Origin of the sequence: Nocardioides epinepheli (assembly GCF_037936805.1) — a bacterium.
Lineage (GTDB): Bacteria > Actinomycetota > Actinomycetes > Propionibacteriales > Nocardioidaceae > Nocardioides.
In genome coordinates, this window is sequence record NZ_JBBMMC010000001.1 from 632592 (window position 1) to 645889 (window position 13298).

A 13298-nucleotide genomic window follows, 5' to 3' on the forward strand; every position below is an offset into this window, starting at 1 on the left:
GTCTCTGCGTGCTGCACTTCGACCCGACCAGAGGAACACGAGAGCGGCGCCCGGACAACCCCGGGCGCCACGACTCACTCGTTGCGAGCCGCCAGCCGCAGCCAGGTCGGCACCACCGTGTCCGGGTTGAGCGACATCGACTCGATGCCCTGGTCGACCAGCCACTCGGCCAGATCGGGATGGTCGGACGGGCCCTGGCCGCAGATGCCGACGTACTTGCCCTGCTCCTTGCAGGCCGCGATCGCCAGGCCGAGCATGTGGAGGACGGCGGGGTTGCGCTCGTCGAAGCCGTCGGCCACCAGCGAGGAGTCGCGGTCGAGGCCGAGGGTCAGCTGGGTCATGTCGTTGGAGCCGATCGAGAAGCCGTCGAAGTGCTCGAGGAACTGGTCGGCGATCACCGCGTTCGAGGGCAGCTCGCACATCATCACGACCTTGAGGCCGTTCTCGCCGCGCACCAGCCCGTGCTGGGCGAGCAGGTCGATGACGCCGCGTGCCTCGTCGACGGTGCGGACGAACGGGATCATGATCCACAGGTTCGTCAGCCCCATCTCGTCGCGCACGTAGCGCAGCGCCTCGCACTCCATCGCGAAGCACTCCGCGAAGCCCGGCGAGAGGTAGCGCGCCGCGCCGCGGTAGCCCAGCATCGGGTTCTCCTCGTCGGGCTCGTAGAGCTCGCCGCCGACGAGGTTGGCGTACTCGTTGGACTTGAAGTCGGAGGTCCGCACGATCACCGGCGACGGCGCGAAGGCCGCACCGAGCATGCTCACCCCCTCCGCGACCCGCTGCACGAAGAAGTCGCGCGGGCTGGGATAGGCCGCGATCGTCTCCTCGATCTCGGCGCGCAGGTCGGGGTCGAGCGAGTCGGGGTCTCGCTGCAGGTCGAGCAGCGCCTTCGGGTGGATGCCGATCTGGCGGTTGATGATGAACTCCAGCCGCGCGAGCCCGACGCCGGAGTTCGGGAGCTGGGCGAAGGAGAACGCCTGGTCGGGCGTGCCGACGTTCATCATGATCTTGACCGGGACGTCGGGCATCGTGTCGAGCTCGGTGCGCTCGACCGCGAAGTCGATCAGCCCGTCGTAGACCAGCCCGGTGTCGCCCTCGGCACACGAGACCGTGACCTCGCGACCGTCCTCGAGGTCCTTGGTGCCGGTACCGGAGCCGACGACGGCGGGGATGCCGAGCTCGCGGGCGATGATCGCCGCGTGGCAGGTGCGGCCACCACGGTTGGTGACGATCGCCGAGGCGCGCTTCATGATCGGCTCCCAGTCGGGGTCGGTCATGTCGGCGACCAGCACCTCGCCGGGCTGGAACTCGTGCATCTGGTCGATGGTGCGCAGGACGCGCACCGCCCCGGCGCCGATCCGCTGGCCGATGGCGCGACCCTCGACCAGCACCGGCCCGGATCCGTTCATCGAGAACCGCTCCAGCGCACCGCTGCGCCGCGACTCGACCGTCTCCGGGCGCGCCTGGAGCACGTAGAGGAGCCCGTCGACGCCGTCCTTGCCCCACTCGATGTCCATCGGGCGGCCGTAGTGCTCCTCGATCACCAGTGCGTGCCGCGCGAGCTCCTCGACCTCCTCGTCGGTGAGGCTGAGCAGGCGGCTCTGGCTGGGCTCGACCTCGACGAACTCGGTCGTGCGTCCCACGGTGGCGTCGTCGGTGTAGACCATCTTGGTGGCCTTGCCGCCCACGCCGCGCTTGAGGATCGCGGGGCGGCCGGCCTTCAGCGCCGGCTTGTAGACGTAGAACTCGTCGGGGTTGACCGCTCCCTGCACCACGCCCTCCCCGAGGCCGTAGGCGGAGGTGATGAAGACGGCGTCGCGGAAGCCGGACTCGGTGTCCATGGTGAACATGACGCCCGAGGAGCCGATGTCGGAGCGCACCATCCGCTGGACGCCGGCGGACAGGCCGACGTCCTCGTGGGCGAAGCCGTGGTGCACGCGATAGGCGATGGCGCGGTCGTTGTAGAGGGAGGCGAAGACCTCCCGGATCGCGAGCAGCACCGCGTCGATGCCGCGGACGTTGAGGAAGGTCTCCTGCTGGCCGGCGAACGAGGCGTCGGGCAGGTCCTCCGCGGTGGCCGAGGACCGCACCGCGAACGAGGCTCCGTCGGGGCCGCCCGACTCGGCGACCAGCTGGTCGTAGGCCGAGCGGATGTCGGCCTCCAGGTCCGGCGGGAACGGCTGAGCGACGACGGCCTCGCGGATCTCGCGGCCGACCTCGGCGAGCCGGCGCACGTCGTCGGTGTCGAGACCGTCGAGCAGACCGGCGATCCGGTCGGTGAGTCCGCCGTTGCCGTCGACGTCGGTCTCGAGGAACCGGTGGAACGCCTCCGAGGTCGTCGCGAATCCGTCGGGCACGCGCACGCCGAGGTCGGTGAGGTGGGAGACCATCTCGCCGAGCGAGGCGTTCTTGCCGCCGACCTGCTCGAGGTCGCCGAGCCCCAAGGTCGAGAACCAGCGGACGTTCGCCGAGCTGTCCGTCACGCTGTCGGGGCCTGCGGTGTCGTTCACGTGCTTCCTCCTGAGTTGTCGAGCCGTGTGGTCGCGCGCGTCGCCCGGCTCGGGACGCCGCCGTTCTTCTTGAGGGTCTGCAGGATCAGGGCGGCCATCTCCTCCACCGACTTGGTCGAGGAGTCGATGACCGGGACGCGGTGCGCGGCGAAGAGCTCCTTGGCGCGGCGCAGCTCCCACCGGCACTGGGCCGGTTGGGCGTAGCGCGAGCCGGGACGCCGCTCGTTGCGCACCCGGCTGAGCCGGTCGACGGTGGTGGTGATGCCGAAGCACCGGTCGGCGAACTCGCGCACCGGACGCGGGAGGTCGGCGTCCTCGAGGTCCTCCTCGACCAGGGGGTAGTTCGCGACGAACAGGCCGTGCTGGAGCGCGAGGTACATGCTGGTCGGCGTCTTGCCGCACCGCGAGGGCGCCAGCAGGATCACGTCGGCGCGGTCCAGCGCGCGCACGCTCTGCCCGTCGTCGTGCTCGATCGTGAACTCCACCGCCGCCATCCGCGTGTTGTAGCTCTTGACGTCGCCGACGCCGTGCAGCCGGGCGACCTCGCGGACGCCGCGGCGGCCGAGGATCTCCTCGATCCGGCTCATGTGCATCTCGAAGAAGTCGATCATCGGCGCCCGGGTGGTGGCCAGCTCGTGCCGGATCACGTCCTCGGCGGCGGTGGTGAAGGCCAGCGGCGCGACGGGGCCGTCCATGGCGGCGTCGAGCATGGCGACCACCTCGCGTGCCCGCTCGACGGTGGTGATGAACGGGATGGTGGTGCGGTCGAAGGCGAGGTCGGGGAACTGGAGCAGCAGCGCATTGCCCATCGTCTCGGCGCTGATTCCGGTGGAGTCGGACAGGAAGAACACCGGGACGGCGCCAGGGGCGGTTCCGTTCTCGCTCGGCATAGGCACACTCTGCTGTACCGCGCGCCATCGCGCGACCCGCGCCACGGAGTGGGACCGGGTGACTCAGTTGGGCTCGTGCTGTGCTCGGCGCAGTGCGGGAGCCGCTCCCCAGAGGATCGCGAAGAACACGACGACCGCGATGCCCGCGACCAGACCCACGGTCCGGCTCACGGCGACGTCGAACACCAGTGCCACAACGCCCGCGCAGGTCAGACCGAGCAGCACGAGTCCCGCCTGCGCCGCGTGGTGGCCCGACTGCACCAGCCAGGCGCGCTGGTTGCGCCGGAACACCAACCGGTGGAACGCGACCGGCGAGAGCACGAACCCCGTGGTGGCCACCGAGCCCGAGAGCACGCACAGGTACATCGCGACCTGGACGTCGTCGAGGGAGTCCCAGCGGCTCGAGAAGGGCACCGTGAGCAGGAAGCCGGTCAGGATCTGCACGCCGGTCTGCACGACCCGCACCTCCTGGAGCAGCTCGTTCCAGTTGCGGGTCAGCTTGGCGCGCTCGGTCTCCGGCTCGTCGGGGAACCCCAAGCCGTGCACCGCATCACTCATGGCACGACGGTAGTCCCAGCGACACCGCGGACGCCCTTCGTCCGGAACCCGTGCGAGGGTGTCGCACGTGCGGACCGGAGCGGAGGCGAGTCTCACCTGGCGCCAGGCATTGGGCTGGCGGCTGCGACGGCAGTTCCTCGGGCCCTGCGCGACGTCGGTGCCGGACGTCGTGGCGCGGCTGGGCGCCGTGCCGTCGATGGACCGCCGGCTGGCCCGGCTGGCGGTTGGGGTCCGGTGCCCCTCGGCCGGACCGGACTCCCTCGATCGCGCCGTGGAGGACGGCGCGGTGATCACCGCCTTCGCCTTCCGGGGAGCCCAGCACCACCTCTCCCCCGTCGACGGCGGTGCCTATCTCGCCCTCCGCGCGGCGGGGCGCCAGTGGGAGCGAGCGAGCTGGGTCGAGCACTACCGGCTGCCCGCCGAGGCGTGGTCCGACTTCCGCGCGGCGGTGAGGGAGGCACTGGCCGCAGGATCGCTCACCATCGGCGAGCTCGGCGAGGCCCTGGCCGAGCAACGCGACTACCGGCATCTGGCTCCGGTGTTCGCCGACGGCGCGGGCACCCTCGTCAAGCCGCTCTCCTGGCAGGGCGACCTGAGCATGGTCGCCCCGCGTGACGGGCAGCTCACCGTGCGCGGCCTGGCCGGCAACCCCAGATGGGGTGGCCTGCCCGATCTCGACGTGGCCGGACCGTGGGCGATCCTCCAGTACTTCGGCACCTACGGACCCGCGACCCACGAGCACGTGCACTACTGGCTCGGGGAGGGCCTCAGCGCCGGCCGCGGACGCCTGCGCTCCTGGCTCGCCGGCCTCGGTGAGCGCCTGGCACCGGTCGACGTCGAGGGCACCTCCGCCCTCGTGCTCCGCGACGACCTCGACGATCTCCTCGAGATGGAGGACGAGCCCGAGTCGGTCTGGCTGCTGCCCGGCCACGACCAGTGGGTGATGGGCGCAGGCACCAAGGACCCCCATGTGGTCCCGGCCGAGGCCCGCACGGCGATGACCCGCAAGGCGAACCCGGTGCTGGTCGACGGCGTCGTGCGCGGCACGTGGACGCGCGAGCCCGACGGCGAGGTCACGATCAGCTGGTTCGACGGGCCGACTCCCTCCGAGCACGCCGGCGAGCGCGCCGTGCGACGCCTGCTCTCCCCCGCGAGCTGAGCACGTGAGCGCAGCGGACCCGAGCCGCCCGCATGATCAGTAGGTGTAGAAACCGCGCCCCGTCTTGCGGCCGAGCAGGCCGGCGTCGACCATCCGTGCCAGCAGCGGCGGCGGCGCGTAGAGCGGCTCCTTGAACTCCTCGTAGAGCGACTCGGCGACCGCCTTGGTGGTGTCGAGGCCGATCAGGTCGGCCAGCGCCAGCGGGCCCTGCGGGTGTGCGGCGCCGAGCACCAGGCCACGGTCGATGTCCTCGGCGGTGGCGAAGCCGGACTCGAGCATCCGGATCGCGGAGAGGATGAACGGGATCAGCAGGGCGTTCACGACGAAGCCGGCACGGTCCTGGCACAAGATCGCCTGCTTGCCCAGCTGGCCCTCGACGAAGTCGCGGGAGCGCTCGGTGGTCTCCTCCGAGGTGAGCAGGCTGGGGACCAGCTCCACGAGCGCGAGCACCGGGACGGGGTTGAAGAAGTGGATGCCGAGCACCTGCTGCGGGCGCTCGGTGACGACACCGAGCTTCATGATCGGGATCGAGGAGGTGTTCGAGGCGAGGATCGCGTCGGGACGGGTGACGATCGCGTCGAGCTGCTTGAACAGCTCGACCTTGGCCGCCTCCTGCTCGAGGATCGCCTCGACCACCAGGTCGCGGTCGGCAAGCGCCTCGAGGTCGGTCTCGACCCGGACCCGGTCGAGCACCTCCTCGGCGGAGTCGAGCTTGCCGCGATCGACGGCGCGGCGCAGCGACTTCTCCAGGCGCGCTCGTCCCGCGTCGCCGGCCGCCGCATTGGCCTCCACCACGACGACGTCGAGGCCCTGGCGTGCCGTCACCTCGACGATGCCGCTCCCCATGAGCCCGAAGCCCACGACGCCTACCTTGCTGATGCTCATCCTCGCTCCTTGCGCTCGACTCGGGTCCCATCATGGTGCCGTCCCGGATGGTCCGAGCCTCCGGGGGCGTCCGGGCCCCAACCCGGCAGGCTCAGCGCGACGCCGCAGGCCGATACCAGATGCGGCGTGAGATGCCTCACCGCGCCCCGCTGGCGGGAACCAGAACGTTTGCCACGGCGTCTCATCGGAGATGAACTCATGACGCCCGGATCGTTACGATAGGACGTCCACCACGCCGCAGCCCGCGGCACTCAACTCAGCCGCGGAAGCAGGTTCTCTGGTGTCGGAGCAGCTCGTCGACGAGCCGGTCGAGGCGACCGCGCCGTCCGACGAGACGAGCACGACGCCCTGGCAGGCCCTGCTCTGGGCGCTCCGGGTCTCCTGGCTCGGCGCCATGGCCTGCGCCCTGGCGCTGGAGCTCTCCGGTCTCATCGGCGAGGAGTCCTACTGGTGGCACGCGACCTTCGTCGACGGCCTCAGCTACGTCATGGACTGCGTCGTCATCTGGATCATCATGGTGGTCCTCATCGGGCTCACCAACCGGGTCGTGCTCTCGCTCGGGATCGTCGCGGTCGGCACGGTCACCCTCGCGGCCGCGAACCGGGTCAAGCTCGGTCTGCGCTCGGAGCCCGTCTATCCCAGCGACGTCGACTTCCTCCGCGAGCCGAAGTTCCTCCTGAGCCAGGTCTCCACCGGCATGCTGATCCTCGCCGGCGTCGGGCTGGCGGGCCTCCTCGTCCTGGCCTGGTATCTCGGACGCCGCTTCGAGCCGCCGATGCCGCGGATCTGGCCGACCGGCCAGCCCCTGCGCGTGCAGTGGACGGCGGTGATCGTGCGCGCCCTGATCGTCACCCTCGCGATCGGGATGCTCCAGAGCACCCGCGGGTTCAACGACCCGGGCAATCCGTGGCGTGGCCTCTACGAGGTCGGCGACAGCCAGCGTTGGCGGCCGTGGAACCAGCGCAACAACTACCTCGCCAACGGCTTCGTCGGTGGGTTCCTCTCCAACATGCCGACCGTGGCGATGCAGACCCCGGACAACTACTCCGAGGAGACCATGGACGCGCTCGCGACCCGCTACGAGCGCGCCGCGGCCCGGATCAACCGCGACCGAAGCGGCTCCCTCGACGGCGCGAACGTCGTCGTCGTGCTCAGCGAGTCGTTCAGCGACCCGACCCAGCTCGAGGGCTTCGAGCTCGAACGCGATCCGATCCCCAACATCCGCAAGATCATGCAGCAGGGCACCTCGGGCACCATGCTGGCGCAGCTGCTCGGGGGCGGCACCGCGAACATGGAGTTCGAGGCACTCACCGGCGAGTCGATCGCGCTCTTCGAGCCGCAGCTCACCACGCCGTACCAGATGCTGGTGGCCGACTACGACCAGTACCCCTCGGCGGTCGGCTGGTTCAAGTCCCACGGACACGACCCGGTCGCGGTGCACCCGTACCTCACGTCGTTCTACAAGCGCGACAAGGTCTACCAGACCTTCGGCTTCGACCGGTTCATCCACGACACGACGATGACCGAGCAGGAGCGGATCGACGACAACGAGTTCATCTCCGACCAGTCGGCCTTCGACGAGGTCTCCAAGCAGATCGCCGACTCCGACGAGCCGCTGATGGTCAACCTCGTCACGATGCAGAACCACATCCCCGTCGACGGCAACTACCGCGAGCCGATCCCGGTCACCGGCGTCGACGGCGACCAGGCCGAGCGGATCGGCCAGTACGCCCGGGGGCTCAGCTACACCGACGAGGCCGTCGCGAACTTCCTGTCCGGCCTGAAGAAGTCGAAGGAGCGCACCGTGGTCGTCTTCTACGGCGACCACCTGCCTGGCATCTACGACTCCTCGATCGCCGACCAGAACCCCGACCTCGGGCTCTACACCACGCCGTTCTTCATCTGGGACAGCAAAGGCACGCCGCAGCAGCAGCTTCCGCAGACCAGCCCCAGCCAGTTCCTGCCGCTGCTCTACGACACCGTCGACGCCCCCATCCCGCCGTACTACGTGCTGCTGAACCGCCTGCGCAAGCACATCAGCGCCATGGAGCAGGGCCGCTACATCACTCCCGACGGCCGCCAGGTCACCGAGGAGCAGCTCGGCCCCCGCGCCCGCCGCCTGCTCGAGGACGCCCGCCTGGTGCAGTACGACTTCTCCATCGGCGACCGGTACTCCGTCGAGCGCATGTGGCCCGGCTCGCTCAACCCCGAGACCGACTGACCACTTCCCCCACCCCTCTTATCCACAGGCAACGGGCCCGCCAGTGCGCTGACCCGTCAGCTATAGCGGACGGGTCAGCGGAAATCGGGAGGGTCGGAACCCGGGTGGGGGTCTGGAGCGTCCTTGAGGTGTGGGCGGGAACGCGAGCATCGACTTCGGCGAGTACGTCGCCTCGCGGTGGCCGCGCCTGGTGCGCACCGCCGCGCTGCTCGGCTGCTCTCCCGCCGAGGCCGAGGACGTCGTGCAGAGCGCGCTCGAGCGGTGCCTGCGCAGGTGGTCGGCGGTCGAGCGGGCCGAGGACCCCGACGCCTACGTGCACCGGGTGGTGCTCAACGCCTTCTACTCCGCCCGCCGACGCCGTTGGACCGGAGAGCGACCCACCGAGAAACTGACGGAGCGCATCGTCGACGACGAGACGGCGCAGGTCGACGACGCCACCTCGGTCGACCGAGCGCTGAACCGGCTCCCCCACGACCAACGCGCGGCCGTGGTGCTGCGCTACTACGCCCACCTGGGCGAGCAGCAGATGGCCACCGTGCTGGGCGTGGCCCCCGGCACCGTCAAGAGCCGGCTGTCTCGCGCCCTCAAGGCGCTCGCGCTCGACCCCGACCTCGTCGAACTGAGGGATCTGCGATGACCGAGAAGAACCTGATCGACCTCCTCGAACGGGCGGCCGACCGCACCCCGATCGGATCGCCGCCGGTCACCGCGATGCTGGAGCGCCACCGCCGGTCCCGACGTCGCCGGGTCGCGCTTGCGGCGGCCGGCGCGGTGGCCGCCGTCGCCGCGACCGGCGTCGGGGTGGCTGTCTGGGCACCGAGCGGCGACGGCTCCTCCTTCGCAGACGGCAACACGCTCACGTCCGCGCCGGACCAGGCATCAGAGCCGGCGGGAGGACCGGACGAGGTCACCTCCTTGGAGGGGGCGTGGCGGGTGGTCGCACTGGTCGGGTCCGGCGGCCGGTCGGTCCTGTCGGATGCCGGGCGAGACGCGTTGCGCCTGACCTTCGACGCGGACTCGGTGAAGGGCACCACCGAGTGCAACCGGCTCGGCGGCGAGTACACCCTCGTCGGGGAGAACCTGCGCTTCGAAGGGCTGGAGTCGACCCTGGTCGGATGCGACGAGTCACCCCTCTTCGATCGGCTCGCGAAGGTGCGCCACGTGTCGGTGACCGACGGACAGGTCTATCTCCACGCCGCCAACTGGATGATCCTCGTCGTCCTCGAGCCCTCGTCCTGACCCACTACCGTGGGCGCGTGTCCGCCCTCGACCTGCCGGCGTTCGCGGAGGCGGCGCGGCTGCGCCCGGTCTCGGTCGTGCAGCCCGGCAGCACGCTCCCCCGCGCCCCGTACGCCGCCGCCGAGACCGACGTGCGGGGGCCGGCGGCGCAGGCTTCCTTGAGCTCAGGCAGCAGCGTCTTCCGGGCGACCTGGGAACGCGGCGTGGTCGCACTGGAGATCACCACGACCGCCGGGACGACGCGCCACGTGAGCCGCCGCCACGGCCGGGTCTCCGACGTCACGAGCCTGGCCGTGAGCCTTACCGGGCCCACGGTGACCGCCTTCGTGCGCACCGGCTCCGGCGCCTCCTGGACGGCGCGCGCGATCGTGGACCTGACCCAGCACGAGTCGGCACCCGACGTCCACGACGAGGGCTGGCTCGCCGGCCTCGCCGGAGACGGTGACCGGGCCGGCACGTTCGGCCAGCTGGGGCTGCGTGACGTCAGGGCGGTCTCCCGGGCCGACGGTGCGGCCTACCACGACGACGGCCGGGTGCTGCTCACCGCCACCAGCGCCGGGCCGGCCGGATTCCGCAGCGCCCACAACTCCGTGTGGTCCTTCGACCCCGAGACGCTGGAGCTGGCCCACCGCGCCGATCTGTTCTTCCGGCGCCCCGAACGACCTGGCGTCTTCGGCGACCACGCGAGTCATCTCCTGCTCGACGACGGCGAGTGGCTGGTCGCGGCCAGCACCTGGGGCGACTTCGATCGCCACACCCACCCACGGGTCACCACGACGCTGGCCCGCCTCGGCGGCCCCGCCGCGCCGGACGGGATCCGGATCCTCGACACCACCCCCCTCGCTCTGCCCACCGCGGGACTGGAGTCCGTCGGCCGGTGGGACCCGCACCTGGTGCGCACCGCCGAGGGCTGGCTGGTCGCCTTCGTGAGCGCGCGCCGGTTCTTCTCCTTCCACCCCGCGCTCGCCGCGGGGCCCGATCTCGACCGGCTGAGCCTGCGCTCGGCAGCACGGGACCGCACAGCCACCGAGGGCCCGATCCTGCACCGGCTCGGCGAGCAGTGGCGCGTTCTCGCCTCGGACGGGCGCGACAACCCACGCGGCCGACGCGCGGCGTACCCGGTCTTCGATCTCGATTTCGTCGAGCAGGGCGCGGTCCGCGCGGACTATCCGTCGAACATCCCGTGGCCGACGCTCATCACGACACCGTCGGGGCCGATGCTCATCGGCTTCGACGGCACGCCGGCAGGCGGTCCGCTGCTCGGCTATGGAACGCACGGAGATCTGGTGGTGCAGCGACCCGCTTCGGCGTAGTATGACTACTAACTCAGTGGTTGTTGTCGATTTCGGGGAGCTAGAGATGAGCGTGTCGCATCACCACCCGAGCCACGGGTCCCGGCGGACACCGAGCGGACGTCGACGGAGCGGTCTGGACCAGGATCTGGTCGCGATCCTCGCCATGGTGGCGATCTTGTGCCTCACTGCGCTCTGTTTCGCACTCCAGGCACACCTCCCCCGCTGACACCCCGCTGACACCCCGCTGACACCGCGCTGGCACCACGCTGAAACGCGCCGATCGGCCCGATGAGCGCCCCAATGACGGCGGTCCGCCCGCCTCTGCGCTACGGTCGAGTGCTGCGCGGCCCTGACTTCCCGGGACCCGCACCCCTGACCACCACCCGAGAGGATGAGACAACTTCATGAACCGCACCGAGCTCCGTGAGGCCATCGCTACCGAGACCGGCCTCAGCGGCGCCCAGGCCGACCAGGCGCTCTCCGCCGTGCTCGACGCCATCACCGGCGCGCTGGCCAAGGGCGACAAGGTCACCCTCCCCGGCTTCGGCACCTTCGAGACCCGTGAGCGCGCCGCCCGCCAGGGCCGCAACCCGCAGACCGGCGAGACCATCGACATCGCCGCCAGCGTCGCCCCGGCCTTCAAGGCCGGCGCCGCGCTGAAGAAGGCCGTTTCGCCGAGCTGACCATCGCTCGACGGCCCAGCCGTCCCGACGCACGACCACCGAGGCCGGTCCCGCATCCGCGGGGCCGGCCTCGCTGCTCGTGGAGGCCAGACGAAACCGCGCCAGTCCTCTGAGGTTGAGCAGGCCGGGGGGCGAGGAGCGAGCCCGACCGGCGCCGGTAGCCGGGGTTTCGTCGGCGCTCGCTTGCGCTCGCTTGCTCAACCTCCGGCCGCAGGCCGACTCCCCGGAGGTTGAGCAAGCCGGACGAGTGAGGAACGAACTCGTCCGGCGCCGACGAAACCTCGCAACCGACCTCGCCAACGTTGGCAGCGACGGTTGCCGGGGTTCGATCAATCAACGAGCGCTCGCTTGCGCTCGCTTGCTCAACCTCCGGCCGCAGGCCGACTCCCCGGAGGTTGAGCAAGCCGGACGAGTGAGGAACGAACTCGTCCGGCGCCGACGAAACCTCGCAACCGACCTCGCCAACGTTGGCAGCCACGGTTGCCGGGGTTCGATCAATCAACGAGCGCTCGCTGACGCTCGCTTGCTCAACCTCCGGCCGCAGGAGCTGCGACGGGCGATCGCGCGTCGGGCTTCGGCGTATGAGGTGGGTCACGATTAGGGTGGAGGGCATCCGCGCCACCCCTGCGGATGACCCCAGGACGCCACACCCCTGCGCCCGCCACACCGATCGAACGGACACGACCCATGTCATCAGCCACCCCAGTCACGACGCCGACGAACCAGGACGTCTTCGAGCTCGGCGCCGAGCACGAGCAGGTCGTCTTCTGCAACGACCCCGCCAGCGGACTGCGCGCCATCGTCGCGATCCACTCCACCGCACTCGGCCCCGCCCTCGGCGGTACCCGCTTCCACGCCTACGCCTCCACGGCCGACGCCGTCGCCGACGTCCTCGACCTCTCCCGCGGCATGTCCTACAAGGCCGCGCTGGCCGGCCTCGACCTCGGTGGCGGCAAGGCGGTCATCATCGGCGACCCGAACACGCTGAAGTCCGAGGCGCTGCTGCGCGCCTACGGCCGGTTCGTGGAGTCGCTGTCGGGTCGCTACTACACCGCCTGCGACGTCGGCACGTTCTCCGAGGACATGGACCACATCGCCCGCGAGTGCCAGTACGTCACGGGTCGGACGGTCGCCCACGGCGGCGCCGGCGACAGCTCGGTGCTCACCGCCTACGGCGTCTACCGCGGCATGCTGGCCGCGGCGGAGGCGGCCTGGGGCGGAGAGGACGCCGATCCCGCCGTGCTGGAGGGCCGCCTGGTCGGCGTGGCGGGGGTCGGCAAGGTCGGACGACACCTGGTCGGCCACCTCGTCGAGGCAGGCGCCCGGGTCGTGGTCACCGACGTGTGGGCGCCGGCCCTGGACCGCATCCGCGAGGAGTACCCCTCCGTCGAGGTGGTCGAGTCCACCGAGGCACTCATCGCCCAGCCGCTCGACGTCTACGCCCCGTGCGCGCTCGGCCAAGCCCTCACCGACGACGTCGTGGAGCAGCTCACCGCGAAGGTCGTGTGCGGCGCCGCGAACAACCAGCTCGCCCACCCGGGGATCGAGAAGAAGCTCGCCGACCGGGGCGTGGTCTACGCACCCGACTACTGCGTCAACTCCGGTGGCCTGATCCAGGTCGCCGACGAGCTCGAGGGCTTCTCCTTCGAGCGCGCGCAGCAGCGCGCCAGCGGCATCTACGACACCACTCGCGACGTCTTGGAGCTGGCCGCATCCGACGGCGTCGCCCCGGCCACCGCGGCCGATCGGCTCGCGGAGAAGCGGATGCGCGACGTCGGTCGCCTGCGCGGTATCTGGCTGCGCTGAGCGCGACCTACGACGACACACGACCGCTCCAGGCCGCGGACTCGATCCG

Annotated in this window: 11 protein-coding genes; 7 read left to right on the plus strand and 4 right to left on the minus strand. The window is 70.7% G+C overall.

Annotation, left to right across the window (positions count from 1 at the left end):
* Positions 1 to 74: 74 nt before the first annotated feature.
* From ppsA to WMR31_RS03030, 3 genes are all read right to left on the minus strand, one after another.
* A complete protein-coding gene (gene ppsA, locus WMR31_RS03020; RefSeq protein ID WP_340537285.1) occupies positions 75 to 2513 on the minus strand; it encodes a phosphoenolpyruvate synthase in 2439 nt (812 codons plus the stop codon).
* Positions 2510 to 3403, minus strand: a complete 894-nt coding sequence (locus tag WMR31_RS03025) for a pyruvate, water dikinase regulatory protein (RefSeq protein WP_340537286.1) — start codon at positions 3401 to 3403, stop codon at positions 2510 to 2512. The genes ppsA and WMR31_RS03025 overlap by 4 nt, the downstream gene beginning before the upstream one ends.
* Before the next feature lie 63 nt (positions 3404 to 3466).
* Positions 3467 to 3961, minus strand: coding sequence for a DUF6328 family protein (locus tag WMR31_RS03030; RefSeq protein WP_340537287.1), 495 nt, complete (start codon positions 3959 to 3961; stop codon positions 3467 to 3469).
* 67 nt (positions 3962 to 4028) lie between these two features.
* Between WMR31_RS03030 and WMR31_RS03035 the strand changes: the two genes are divergently transcribed.
* A complete protein-coding gene (locus WMR31_RS03035) occupies positions 4029 to 5120 on the plus strand; it encodes a DNA glycosylase AlkZ-like family protein (protein WP_340537288.1) in 1092 nt (363 codons plus the stop codon).
* 36 nt (positions 5121 to 5156) lie between these two features.
* On the opposite strand, the gene WMR31_RS03040 is transcribed toward WMR31_RS03035, so the two are convergent.
* Positions 5157 to 5999 carry a 3-hydroxybutyryl-CoA dehydrogenase gene (locus WMR31_RS03040; protein WP_445321592.1) on the minus strand — a complete coding sequence of 281 codons (843 nt, stop codon included), beginning with the start codon at positions 5997 to 5999 and terminating at the stop codon, positions 5157 to 5159.
* Positions 6000 to 6285: 286 nt separating this feature from the next.
* Here WMR31_RS03040 and WMR31_RS03045 point away from each other — a divergent pair, with 286 nt between their 5' ends.
* The 6 genes from WMR31_RS03045 (at position 6286) to WMR31_RS03070 (ending at position 13249) form a co-directional block, all read left to right on the plus strand.
* Positions 6286 to 8226, plus strand: coding sequence for an LTA synthase family protein (locus tag WMR31_RS03045; RefSeq protein WP_340537290.1), 1941 nt, complete (start codon positions 6286 to 6288; stop codon positions 8224 to 8226).
* 130 nt (positions 8227 to 8356) lie between these two features.
* Entirely contained in the window at positions 8357 to 8863 is a 507-nt protein-coding gene (locus tag WMR31_RS03050) for a SigE family RNA polymerase sigma factor (RefSeq protein ID WP_340537291.1), read from the plus strand.
* Positions 8860 to 9465 (plus strand): META domain-containing protein, encoded by a 606-nt coding sequence (locus WMR31_RS03055; RefSeq protein ID WP_340537292.1) that lies wholly within the window; start codon positions 8860 to 8862, stop codon positions 9463 to 9465. The genes WMR31_RS03050 and WMR31_RS03055 overlap by 4 nt, the downstream gene beginning before the upstream one ends.
* Positions 9466 to 9482: 17 nt before the next feature.
* On the plus strand, positions 9483 to 10778 hold the full coding sequence (locus WMR31_RS03060) for a hypothetical protein (protein ID WP_340537293.1): 1296 nt from the start codon (positions 9483 to 9485) through the stop codon (positions 10776 to 10778).
* Positions 10779 to 11164: 386 nt separating this feature from the next.
* Complete coding sequence (locus WMR31_RS03065) at positions 11165 to 11443, plus strand: HU family DNA-binding protein (RefSeq protein WP_340537294.1); 279 nt, start codon at positions 11165 to 11167, stop codon at positions 11441 to 11443.
* Positions 11444 to 12130: 687 nt separating this feature from the next.
* Positions 12131 to 13249: a Glu/Leu/Phe/Val family dehydrogenase gene (locus WMR31_RS03070; RefSeq protein WP_340537295.1), complete on the plus strand. Its 1119-nt coding sequence runs from the start codon at positions 12131 to 12133 to the stop codon at positions 13247 to 13249.
* The last annotated feature ends 49 nt before the right edge of the window (positions 13250 to 13298 follow it).

Coding starts and splice junctions, on each gene's coding strand:
- WMR31_RS03070 (WP_340537295.1), top strand. CDS start 12,131: ATGTCATCAGCCACCCCAGTCACGACGCCGACGAACCAGGACGTCTTC.
- WMR31_RS03055 (WP_340537292.1), top strand. CDS start 8,860: ATGACCGAGAAGAACCTGATCGACCTCCTCGAACGGGCGGCCGACCGC.
- WMR31_RS03065 (WP_340537294.1), top strand. CDS start 11,165: ATGAACCGCACCGAGCTCCGTGAGGCCATCGCTACCGAGACCGGCCTC.
- WMR31_RS03025 (WP_340537286.1), bottom strand. CDS start 3,403: ATGCCGAGCGAGAACGGAACCGCCCCTGGCGCCGTCCCGGTGTTCTTC.
- WMR31_RS03030 (WP_340537287.1), bottom strand. CDS start 3,961: ATGAGTGATGCGGTGCACGGCTTGGGGTTCCCCGACGAGCCGGAGACC.